We start from the raw sequence: 11205 nt of genomic DNA, 5'->3' as shown, positions 1-11205 counted from the left end.
TCGCGTTCGGCGAAGGACAGGTACCGGCCCGAGTCCGGTCCCAGCCCGAGCGTGGGCATGCCGCCACCCTCCCGGAACCACCGCGAGCCGACCACGCCCGAGACACCGCACGCGATCCCCGCCTCCTCGCTGGACATCCCCTCTGCGATCCGCACCCAGAACTCCCGCTCCACACCGCGCCGGATCGGGGGCCGCCCCGGCGAACGCATCGCCGGACGCCCCGTCAACGTCGTGATCCAACCTGCTGGCCGTCCCATGCAACACCACCTCAATCAAGGTGTTGCGACGATCAATTGAATCCGCCGAATATACGTCGAGTGAATCCCGAACCGGGATAAGCAAGTTGGACATGAGGCAGTCGATGGGGCGAGTCGGCTCCTGTTACGATGACGCCGCTGCCGAGAGCTTCTTCGCCGTACTGAAGGAGGAGATCGGCACCCGGTCTGGCCGGACCGCGCCACCGCCCGCGCGGAGGTCTTCGCGTTCATCGAGACCTTCCATGACCGCAGGCGTTCTCCGCAGGCACCCCGAGTGGGGCTACCCCACGCCACCCGAAATCCACCAGCGGCACCAGCAAGGCCACACCCTCGCGGCGTAGACGGAGAGTGTCCGAGCCGAGGGTGGAACTTCAGTCCCCCGTCTGGTCAGGATCCGGGACAGTCGTCACCGTCAACGGGGCCCTCTCCCGGAGGCGGCTGGGGTATGCCTCCGGGCCTTCCGGGTCCCGTGTCGCCTTGGGGCGCATCTGCCCGGTGCATCGGGCGGGGAACGCGGAAAGGTCCGAAGGTGCGTTCCTAACGGGATTCCAGGGCCGACCGGGTGACGTTCCTGAGGAACAGCACCGGCGTCGCCGCTGTGGTTACCGCGAACACCCCGAAGGCCAGCCGCATGCCGCCCAGTTCGGCCAGCAGGCCCACCAGAGCCGCACCGAGCGGCATGGCGCCGAAGCTGAAGAGCCGAGCCGCCGCGTCGTAGCGGCCGAGCATCTCGTCGGGGACCTTGCGCTGGGCGACGGTCCGGGAGTTGACCGTCCAGAGCGTGCCGCCCATACCGCCGAGGAAGGCACCGCCCGCCACTGCCCAGATGTTGGTGGTCAGGGCGGGCAGCGCCACCATCGCGGCGGTGCCGATCAGGTCGGCGAACATCGCCCGGCGAGCACCGAACAGCCGGTTCACCCAGGTCACAGCCATCGTGCCGGCCAGCCCGCCGATGCCGAGGGCGCTGAGCACAATGCCGTACTGCTGCGGTCCGAGTTCCATGGCCTGCTGGGCGTAGAGCGGCATGAGCGCCAGCCAGGCGCCCCAGACGGCGGCGAGCACACCGACGACCAGCGACAGTGTGCGCAGCACCTCGTCTCGCCAGAGGAAGCGCAGCCCCTCGGCGATCCGGCTGTTGACCGAGACGGGAGCCGCGTCCGGGGCGGGCCCGTCGGCCCGGAAGTGGCCCACCAGCAGGAGCAGGGCCAGGGCAGCGACCGCGTAGGAGGCGCTTATCAGCCCCAGCGCGAGACCCGTCCCGGCGGCCAGCAGCAGCCCGCCGATGAAAGGCCCGGCGAACTCCTGCCCCACGGTCTCGGCCCCCACCATCCAGACGTTGGCGCGCTGCCGGCCCGCTGCCGGCACCGCAGCCGGTACCAGAGCGGAGGCGGAGGTCGAGGCCAGTACGTCGGCGACGCCGAGGATCACCCCGGCGGTGAAGAGCTGGCCGAGCGTGAGGGCACCGGTAACGGCTGAGACGGTGAGCCAGCCCATCGCAGCCAGCCGCATCCCATTTGCGCCCCAGAGCAGCCGCCGCCGGTCGAAGCGGTCGACGATCACGCCGATGTGCAAGGCGACAAGCAGCCAGGGCAGCGTGAGGGTCAACGAGACGGCGGTGACCTGGGCGGGAGAGCTGGTGAGCTGGGCGGCGAGCAGGGGGAGGGCCATCTTCATCACGCCGTCGGCGAGGTTGGTCGCGGCGGTGAAGCCGACCAGGACAGCGGTGTTGCGGCGACCAGGGTCTGGTGGGGCGCAGGGCCCCAGTGTCGACGTGCCGAGGCTTTTGTCGGTCTGCGTTCGTTCAGGCACCGCTGTGGCCATGACCATCCCCTAACTACCTAACGCTTTAGCCGGTGAGATCACTTTGACGTACACCCCCGCCATCGCGCAACCGGTAAAACGTTTAGGCGGTAGAGTGGTGGAAACCTGTAGGAGGTGACCCGCAATGCTGGAGCCACCGGCCTCAGCCGTCCTGGTGGAGGCGTTCGCCAACACGGTCGACGTGGAAGAGGCACATGATGAGATCGCCACCCCGGCCGGACTGGCCGACTGGCTGAAGGACCGCGGCCTGCTCGACGCACCCTGCGAGATCCCCACCGAAGTGCACGAGAACTATGTGACCCTTCGCGCAGGCATCCGCGAGGAGTTGGGCGCCCATGTCGGCGACACCCCCGACGCGGAACTGCTCGCCGCGGCGGACCGGGTGCTGGCCGAACACCCTGTGCTGGTCACGGTGCGCGGCTCACTGACCCCTGCGGCGGAGCTACCGGCGGAGTGTGGGCCGCTGGCCACGCTGGCGATCGCGTGGAGTGAGCTGGTCACGACCGGGGATGCTGCCCGACTTAAGCGCTGCGCAGAGCACACCTGCGGTTGGGCTTTCTGGGATGTGTCGAAGAACCGCAGCCGCCGCTGGTGCTCGATGAAGGTGTGCGGGAACCGCAACAAGAGCCGGTCCTACGCGTCCCGGCAACGGCAGACGATCTAGCCGTCGGTCGGCCGCGTTCCTGTGCTGGATATCCAACCTGCCCGCCGGCATCCCGGCCCGGGATCTGGTCCGCCTCGCGAAGTTACGGTGGCGCATCGAGCACGACTACCGCGAGCTGAAGACCACCCTCGGACTCGACCACTTCGAAGGCCGCTCATTCACCGGCTGGCACCGCCACGTCACCCTCGTCACCGCCGCCCACCTGTTCCCGACCGAACGGCGGACCTGCCCAAAAGTCCCTGCCAGGGCCTGACCCTCTACCAGGCCCTGGACCTCCTCCAACATCTGCTGGCCACCTGGACCGGAACCTGCCCCACCTGCCGACAACCCACCCCATGGCAGCCCTGCGACACCACCTAACAAAGCCCTACTAGCGAGCCGGGAAGGAGTCCAGAGCAAGATCCCATCGGTCGGCCTCGCGAAGCAGTGCTGCAGTATCCAGCCGCATCTCCACGAAGTGCTGGTAGATGTCCGCCCCGTCATCTCCCTGCTGCCATGGGGGCGCTGCCTCAAGGGAGAGGTGAACACGAATCACTGCCCCGCTGTCGCTTCGATCAGCGAGGCTCACGGCAAGGACCGGTTCGACGAACCATGTGTCCGGAGACAGCCAGCCTTCGGCATCGGGCCCCGTCACCGCCACCGTCCCGGCGGCCACCGCCCGCAGCCACGCGGACACCTGACGGGCTTCATGAGCCAGCAGACATGGATCAGCAAAGGACCAACTGCCCTCGGGAGTGGCCACCGACCCGCCAATGACCAGCCAGTTGTCGTCGTAGGAGTCGCCTCGGACCGCAGCAAACTGATAGCGCAACGGACGGAGCTCAACGCTGCTCGCGTGATCACTCAAAAGCACGGCCACAGGTTGTCACGGCCCCGCAGCTCAGTGCGGCTCATTAAATGATCACCTGGATCGGTCCGCTGTATCAGACGTCATGCCTTGCCCCGTCGAAGGCGTACGTCCGGACCGGGTCAAGGTGCAGCTCGTATGGCCCGGAGCAATCTGCGGCGAGAGTGGCGATCCGGACCCCACACGGGCAGGCTCGGTTGGGTCCTTCGGTTCCGTTCGGGCCGCAGCAACCGGTGCTGTTCTCCCACCCTGGCAGCGGCTGCAGGCCGGGGGCGTCATCAGGGTGGACAGCGACCGTGTCGCGGACGCCAGCCGAGACGACGAAGCCTTCCTCGGTGGCCATGAGCGGTCCCCGAGGATAGCCCGGTACCGGGTTGTCGTGGTCTTCCTGCCGGACGAAAGGCGCTCCCCACGGCTCGCGCTCGATCGCATAGTGACCCCGCGGCACAGTCGGAGACGCCTGGCGTGCTCCCTTGGGCCGAGCACTGTCGAGGTCCGGGACGATCGGAACGTCGGACAGCGCCGTCAAGTCGGGCGTGAGCGCAATGCCGCACTTGGAGCAGTAGAAGACCGTCATGGGACCCGTTGTAGTCGCAGATCCATAGGCTCCGCACCTCCAATTCGCCTCGGCCGCCTACCATTGCCGACAGCGAACCCGTCTGCATGACGACCTATCTGACTGCACGAGCGTGCGGGTTCACCGGCCTACCCCTTCACGATTCGGCGAACTCGCCCTCTTTGCCGCCGGCCGGCTGGAACGCACCGAATGGCATCCGGTGCCCCCGCCGCTGCGGGACGGCGGCATCGGCACCTCCGGCTGTGCCGACCCGGTCGAGCTGAGCCTGCGCGACCTCGTCCTGCTGATGCTGACGACGAGCGACAACGCCGCCACCGACGTCGTCCTGCACCGGGTCGGCCTCGACCGGGTCAACGCCCTGCTCGCCGGGCTCGGCCGCGACCGGACCCACCTGGTCGGCGGCTGCGCGGACCTCATCGGCTCACTGCTCGCCGACCTCGGCGCCGCCGACGAGGAGGAGGCACAGGCCAGGCTCGCCGCCCTCGCCCCCGCGCAGACGATGGCACTGTCGGTCTGCGTGCCCGAGCGCACCACCCGGGGCACCGCCCGCGACACGGCCGAACTCCTGGCCCAGATCTGGCGCGACGAGGCGGGCCCGGCCGAGGCCTGCGCCGAGGTCAGGTCGGTGATGGGCCGTCAGATCTGGCCGCACCGGCTCAGTTCGGGCTTCGAGGACGGCTACCGGATCGCCGGCAAGACGGGCACCCTGCCCGGCTGGCGCAACGAGGCCGGGGTGGTCGAGCACCCCGACGGCGGACGGTACGCGGTGGCGGTGTTCACCCGGGCCGAGACGCCCCGGCAGCGTGACCCCGGCGCGGACCGGGCGATCGGCCGGGCCGCCCGGATCGCGGTCGACGCACTGCGGGCGACGGCACCGTCCACCCCGGAGCCGTCGTCGGTGGTGAACCCGCCTACTGTGACCGCATGATCCCGACCGCGCGGGCCGTCCTCGGCCGCATCCTGACCGACCTGGGATCGACGCTGGTCGAGGTCGTGGCCGGGGACCCCGACCCGGTCCGACCGGTCGGCGGGGTGCTCATCCACGACCCGATGGACGAGCCCGCGCGGCTGCCCGGGGCCGTCGTCCTCGGCGTCGGCGTCGCCGGTGCGCCGGCCGTCGCCGCCCTGGTCGAGCGGGCGGCCGGCCTCGGCGCGGCCGCCGTGATCGTCCGCTCGCCGGTCGCCGTCGACGACACCGTCGCCGCCGCCGTCGCCGGGAGCGGCGTGCCCGTCCTCGGCCTCACCCCGGGCGCCTCCTGGGCCCAGGTCGCCGCCCTGCTGCGGGCCCTGCTGGCCGTCGACGAGTTCGCGGGCGAGGACCTGGCGGGCGCCGGGGAGGACGTCGGCGGCCCGCTCTCCGGCGATCTGTTCGCCCTCGCCAACGCGATCGCCGCCCTCCTCGACGGGCCGGTCACCGTCGAGGACCGCGGCGGCAAGGTACTCGCCTTCTCCAGCCGCCAGGACGAGGGCGACCCGGCCCGGATCGCGACCATCCTGGACCGCCAGGTCCCCGCCGAGAAACTCCGCGACCTGGAGGCCCGGGGCGCCTTCCACGCGCTCTACCGCAGCGAGGGCCCGCTCTACGTCGACGGCGTCGCCGACAAACCCCGGGTGGCGATCGCCGTCCGGGCGGGCGGGGAGATCCTCGGCTCCATCTGGGTGGTCGTCCAGGACCGCCTGGGCCCCGACGGCGAGCACGCCCTGACCGAGGCCGCGAAGGTCGCCGCCCTCCACCTGCTGCGCCGCCGGGCCGGCGAGGACGTCGGCCACCGGCTCCGCGCCGACCTGCTGGCCACCGTCCTCGAAGGCGGCGCCGCCGCACCGCAGGCCGCCGCCCGGCTCGGGCTGACGGCCCAGCCCGCCTGCGTCCTGGCCCTGACGGTGCTCGGCGACTCCTCCGCCCCCGACCTGCTCGCCGCCGGCCACCGCTCCGGCGAGGCGCTCGCCCTGCACCTGGCCGCCGTCCACCCGCGCGCCGCCACCGCCTCGCTCGGCGGTGTGACCTACGCCGTCCTGCCGAGCGGCTCCGACGAGGCGGCCGTCCGGGTCGCCGACACCTTCCTCTCCCGGATCGCCCCCCGCGTCCCGGCGGTCATCGGCCTCGGCCGGCTCGCCGCCCACCCCGGCGAGCTGCCCCGCTCACGGGCCGACGCCGACCGCGCCCTGCGGGTGCTCACCGCCGGCGGCACGCCGCACCGCGTCGCCCATCTCTCCGACGTCTACGTCGCGTCGCTCCTCCTCGAACTCGCCGACCGGGTCCACGCCGAGGACGACCTCCCCGACAACCCCGTCGCCCGCCTGCGGGCCTACGACGCCGAACACCACAGCGCGCTCACCGAGACCCTCGCGGCCTGGCTGGACACCTTCGGCGACGTCGTCGCGGCCGCCGCCGCCGTCCACATCCACCCCAACACCTTCCGCTACCGGCTCAAGCGCCTCGCCGAGGTGGCGGACCTCGACCTCGCCGACCCCGGGGCCCGCTTCGAGGCCATGCTCCACCTCCGCCTCACCCCGCCCACCCCCTGACCGGGGCGCGGCTCTGCGTACGGGCCGCAGGTCGCCGCCCGGGGAGCTTCGGGGCGGAGCCGGAGGGAGCGGCACCCTGGACTTGCTAGGACGTCCGACTATATGGTCGTGGACAAGGCCCGCAGTGCAGGGAAGCCGGTGTGAGTCCGGCACGGTCCCGCCACTGTGACCGGGGAGCGCGTCACCGCAGTACCAGCCACTGGCAGCCAGCCGGGAAGGCCGGGTGGCGCGCGCTGATCCGGGAGTCAGGATACCGACTGCGGGTGTTCCGTGTTGTCCACGAGGATGGAGCAAACACGCATGGCACCGGTCTGTGTCCTTCCTGGCCCTGGTGATCCTGCGACGGTCGCGGCACGCACGTCACCCTGACGGCTCGCCGCGCCCGGCAGCACCCGCGTCCCGCACACCTGCGTGTCGGGCGGGCGTGCCGCCGTGCCCCGGTTCTCTCGGATCCCACCTGACATCCTGACGAGAGCAGGCTTGTGATGGTCCGTGAACTCACCCGTTTCATCGGCGGTCGACACCCTGCTCGACGACCCCCGGGTGCAGGCCCTGGGATTCGTCGGGTCCACGCCGGTTGCCCAGTACGTGTACGCCACGGCGGCGGCCCGCGGAAAGCGGGCGCAGTGCTTCGGCGGTGCCAAGAACCACCTGATCGTCATGCCCGACGCCGATCTCGACCAGGCCGCCGACGCGCTGATCGGTGCGGGCTACGGCTCCGCCGGCGAGCGGTGCATGGCCATCTCCGTCGCGGTGCCGGTGGGGGAGGAGACCGCCTCCGCCCTGGTCGCCAGGCTCACCGAGCGGATCGCCGCGCTGAAGGTCGGCGCCGCCCACGATCCCGAGGCCGATTTCGGCCCGCTCGTCAGCCGGGACGCCCTGGAGCGGGTGCGCGGCCTCCTGGACCTCGGCGTCCAGGAGGGCGCCGAACTGGTGGTCGACGGACGCGAGTTGACCGTGCCCGGGTGTGAGGGTGGCTACTTCCTCGGCGCCACGCTCTTCGACCGCGTCACCCCCGGGATGCGGATCTACCAGGAGGAGATCTTCGGCCCGGTCCTGTGCGTGGTCCGCGCCGCGGACTACGAGGAGGCGCTGCGGCTGCCGAGCGAGCACGAGTACGGCAACGGGGTGGCGATCTTCACCCGGGACGGCGACACCACCCGGGACTTCTCCCGGCGGGTGAACACCGGTATGGTCGGTGTCAATGTGCCGATTCCGGTGCCGGTGGCGTACCACACCTTCGGCGGCTGGAAGCGCTCCGGGTTCGGCGACCTCAACCAGTACGGGCCGGACGCGATCCGCTTCTACACCCGGACCAAGACCGTCACCTCGTGCTGGCCCTCCGGGGTCAAGGAGGGCGCGAGTTTCACCATCCCCACGATGGGCTGAGGGCCGCTGTGCACAGGGAACTGACCGAGGATCAGCTCGCCATCGTCTCGACCACCAGGGACTTCGCGCAGGAGTGCCTTGCCCCGTACGCGGTGGAGTGGGACCAGAACAAGCACTTTCCCGTGGACGTCCTCGCCAGGGCGGCCGCTCTCGGGCTCGGCGGCGTCCACGTCCGCGAGGAGTGCGGCGGCTCCGGCCTGACCCGGCTGGACGCCGTCCTGGCCTTCGAAGCCCTCGCCACCGGCTGTCCCTCCATCGCCGGCTACACCTCCATCCACAACATGGTCGCCGGGATGATCGACCGCCACGGCACGCCCGGGCAGCGGGCCCGCTGGCTGCCGGGCCTCTGCTCGATGCGCGACCTGGCGAGCTACTGCCTCACCGAGCCGGGCGCCGGCTCGGACGCCGCCGCACTCACCACCCACGCCCGCCGCGACGGCGACCACTACGTCCTGGACGGCGTCAAGCAGTTCATCTCCGGCGCCGGGTCCTCGCAGGTGTACGTGGTGATGGCCCGCACCGGCGGCGAGGGACCGCACGGCATCTCCGCGTTCGTCGTCGAACGCGGGGATCCGGGACTCTTGTTCGGGCCCAACGAGCGCAAGATGGGCTGGAACGCCCAGCCCACCCGCCAGGTGGTCCTGGACGGCGTCCGGCTGCCCGCGGACCGCCTGCTCGGGGTGGAAGGCGGAGGTTTCCGGATCGCCATGAACGGCCTCGACGGCGGCCGGCTCGGCATCGCCGCCTGCTCCCTCGGCGGGGCCCAGGACGCACTGGAACGGGCCACCAAGTACCTCGCCGAACGGGAGGCGTTCGGCGCCAGGCTCCTGCACGCCCAGGCCCTGCAGTTCCAGCTCGCCGACATGGCAACCGAGCTGGAGGCCGCGAGGTCGCTGCTCTGGCGCGCCGCCACCGCGCTGGACGACGGCGACCCGCAGGCCCCCCACCTCTGCGCGATGGCCAAGCGCTTCGCCACCGACACCGGTTACGAGGTCGCCAACCGCGCCCTCCAACTGCACGGCGGCTACGGCTACCTCGCCGAGTACGGCGTCGAGAAGATCGTCCGCGACCTGCGGGTGCACCAGATCCTCGAAGGGACCAACGAGATCATGCGCGTCATCGTCGCCCGCAGCCTGACCGGGGCCGCCTGATGAACACCGGGACGGAACAGGAGGACGTCCTCCTCGAACGCGAGGGCCGGATCGGCCGGATCGTCCTCAACCGGCCGAAGGCACTCAACGCGCTGACCCACCCGATGGTCCGCCGGATCGACGAGGCCCTCGCCCGCTGGGAGCAGGACGAGACGGTGGCGGCCGTGGTCATCACCGGCGCGGGGGAGCGCGGCCTCTACGCGGGCGGGGACATCCGCGCCATCTACGAGGACGCCCGGGCCGGCGGCACCGCCTCCCTCGGCTTCTGGCGCGACGAGTACCGCCTCAACGCCAGGATCGCCCGCTACCCCAAGCCGTACATCGCCGTGATGGACGGCATCGTGATGGGCGGCGGAGTCGGAATCTCCGCCCACGGCCGCGTCCGCGTCGTCACCGAACGCACCAGGATCGCCATGCCCGAGACCGGCATCGGCTTCGTCCCCGACGTCGGCGGCACCTACCTGCTCGCCCTCGCCCCGGGCGAACTCGGCACCCACCTCGCACTCACCGCCGCGACCGCCGGACCGGGCGACGCGCTACTGTGCGGACTGGCCGACCTCCTCGTCCCCGCCGCGAAGCTGCCGTCGTTCCTCGCCGCGCTCACCGAGGAGGAGGTCACCGCCGCGGTGCACCGCCACGCCGCTCCCGTCCCCGCCGGCCCGCTCGCCGCACAGCTCGACTGGATCGACCACTGCTACGCCGCCGACACGGTCGAGGAGATCCTCGACCGCCTGCGCGCCAGCGGGGAGGGCGCGGCGAAGGAGGCCGCCGAGCAGATCGCCGCCAAGTCGCCCACCGCCCTCAAGGTGACCCTGCGCTCGCTGCGCCGGGCCCGCCGGCTCGGCCCGCTGGAGCAGGTCCTGGACCAGGAGTACCGGGTCTCCAGCGCGGCCCTGCGCTCGCCCGACCTGGTCGAGGGCGTCCGGGCCCAGGTGATCGACAAGGACCGCTCCCCACGCTGGTCGCCACCGGTCCTGGAGGCCGTGACCGAGGACGACGTGGACCGCTTCTTCACCCCGCTGGGCCCGCAGGAGCTGGGCCTCGGCACCACCACCGCATGGGAGGAACGCTGGTGACCATCCGCACGATCGCCTTCGTGGGACTGGGCAACATGGGCGGCCCGATGGCCGCGAACCTCGTCAGGGCCGGCCACCGGGTGACCGGCTTCGACCTCGACCCCGACGCCCTGCGCCGCGCCGAGGCGGCCGGCGTGCCGGCCGCCGCCTCCGCGCCGGCCGCCGTGGCCGACGCGCAGCTGGTGATCACCATGCTGCCCGCGGGCCGCCAGGTCCTCGACCTCTACCGGGACGGCGGACTGCTGGCCGCGGCCGAGCCCGGCACCCTGTTCGTCGACTGCTCGACCATCGACGTGGCCGACGCCCGCGAAGCGCACGCGGCGGCCCTCGCGGCGGGCCACCGGGCGCTGGACGCGCCGGTCTCCGGCGGTGTGACCGGTGCGAGCGCCGCGAGCCTCACCTTCATGGTCGGCGCGGCGGAGGCGGACTTCGCCGCCGTTCTGCCGGTCCTGGAGGCGATGGGCCGCAAGGTCGTGCACTGCGGCCCGTCCGGCGCCGGGCAGGCCGCGAAGATCTGCAACAACATGATCCTCGGGATCTCGATGATCGCCGTCAGCGAGGCCTTCGTCCTCGGCGAGCACCTCGGCCTGAGCCACCAGGCGCTGTTCGACGTGGTCTCGACCGCCTCCGGCCAGTGCTGGGCGCTCACCAGCAACTGTCCCGTGCCCGGTCCGGTGCCCGCCAGCCCCGCCAACCGGGACTACCGGCCCGGCTTCGCCGCCGCGCTGATGGCCAAGGACCTCGGCCTGGCCGCCGACGCCGCGAAGGCCGCCGGTGTTCCGGTGGAACTGGGCTCCCACGCGGCCGAGCTGTACGCCGGGTTCGCCGCGGACCAGGGTGCCGGGCTGGACTTCTCGGCGGTCATCAACACCATCAGGGAGAGCGCGAAGTGACGGG

9 protein-coding genes, 3 pseudogenes and 1 riboswitch are annotated in these 11205 nt (G+C 71.7%); of the genes and pseudogenes, 8 read left to right on the top strand and 4 right to left on the bottom strand.

Annotated features, from left to right (window positions below; translation table 11 throughout):
* Positions 1 to 236 (bottom strand): annotated as a pseudogene (locus AB0P06_RS15030) (IS30 family transposase); the annotation flags it as partial.
* A 558-nt stretch (positions 237 to 794) separates the two neighbouring features.
* Positions 795 to 2021 (bottom strand): MFS transporter, encoded by a 1227-nt coding sequence (locus tag AB0P06_RS15025; RefSeq protein WP_363607690.1) that lies wholly within the window; start codon positions 2019 to 2021, stop codon positions 795 to 797.
* A 181-nt stretch (positions 2022 to 2202) separates the two neighbouring features.
* On the opposite strand from AB0P06_RS15025, the gene AB0P06_RS15020 reads away from it, so the two are divergent.
* The gene (locus AB0P06_RS15020; RefSeq protein WP_363607682.1) at positions 2203 to 2742 is read left to right on the top strand and encodes a CGNR zinc finger domain-containing protein; all 540 of its coding nucleotides are present in this window, start codon (positions 2203 to 2205) and stop codon (positions 2740 to 2742) included.
* 25 nt (positions 2743 to 2767) lie between these two features.
* Positions 2768 to 2995: pseudogene (locus AB0P06_RS15015) on the top strand (transposase); the annotation flags it as partial.
* Between the two features lie 117 nt (positions 2996 to 3112).
* On the opposite strand, the gene AB0P06_RS15010 reads toward AB0P06_RS15015, so the two are convergent.
* Positions 3113 to 3595: a hypothetical protein gene (locus tag AB0P06_RS15010; protein ID WP_363607681.1), complete on the bottom strand. Its 483-nt coding sequence runs from the start codon at positions 3593 to 3595 to the stop codon at positions 3113 to 3115.
* A 70-nt stretch (positions 3596 to 3665) separates the two neighbouring features.
* Entirely contained in the window at positions 3666 to 4166 is a 501-nt protein-coding gene (locus tag AB0P06_RS15005) for a hypothetical protein (RefSeq protein ID WP_363607680.1), read from the bottom strand.
* Between the two features lie 112 nt (positions 4167 to 4278).
* Here AB0P06_RS15005 and AB0P06_RS15000 point away from each other — a divergent pair, with 112 nt between their 5' ends.
* From AB0P06_RS15000 to mmsB, 6 genes and pseudogenes are all read left to right on the top strand, one after another.
* Entirely contained in the window at positions 4279 to 5094 is an 816-nt protein-coding gene (locus AB0P06_RS15000; protein WP_363607679.1) for a serine hydrolase, read from the top strand.
* Positions 5091 to 6692, top strand: coding sequence for a helix-turn-helix domain-containing protein (locus AB0P06_RS14995; RefSeq protein WP_363607678.1), 1602 nt, complete (start codon positions 5091 to 5093; stop codon positions 6690 to 6692). The genes AB0P06_RS15000 and AB0P06_RS14995 overlap by 4 nt, the downstream gene beginning before the upstream one ends.
* A gap of 86 nt (positions 6693 to 6778) precedes the next feature.
* A riboswitch (cobalamin riboswitch) is annotated at positions 6779 to 6969 on the top strand.
* Between the two features lie 236 nt (positions 6970 to 7205).
* Positions 7206 to 8081 (top strand): annotated as a pseudogene (locus AB0P06_RS14990) (aldehyde dehydrogenase family protein); the annotation flags it as partial.
* 8 nt (positions 8082 to 8089) lie between these two features.
* Positions 8090 to 9232: an acyl-CoA dehydrogenase family protein gene (locus tag AB0P06_RS14985; RefSeq protein ID WP_363607677.1), complete on the top strand. Its 1143-nt coding sequence runs from the start codon at positions 8090 to 8092 to the stop codon at positions 9230 to 9232.
* Positions 9232 to 10308 (top strand): enoyl-CoA hydratase/isomerase family protein, encoded by a 1077-nt coding sequence (locus AB0P06_RS14980; RefSeq protein WP_363607676.1) that lies wholly within the window; start codon positions 9232 to 9234, stop codon positions 10306 to 10308. Before AB0P06_RS14985 ends, AB0P06_RS14980 begins: the two co-directional genes overlap by 1 nt.
* A complete protein-coding gene (gene mmsB, locus AB0P06_RS14975) occupies positions 10290 to 11201 on the top strand; it encodes a 3-hydroxyisobutyrate dehydrogenase (RefSeq protein WP_363607675.1) in 912 nt (303 codons plus the stop codon). The genes AB0P06_RS14980 and mmsB overlap by 19 nt, the downstream gene beginning before the upstream one ends.
* Positions 11202 to 11205 lie beyond the last annotated feature (4 nt).

This window comes from Kitasatospora sp. NPDC088351 (assembly GCF_040685575.1).
Taxonomy (GTDB): domain Bacteria; phylum Actinomycetota; class Actinomycetes; order Streptomycetales; family Streptomycetaceae; genus Kitasatospora.
The sequence above is the reverse complement of the archived record's forward strand: the minus strand, read 5'-3'. Positions and strand labels throughout refer to the sequence as shown.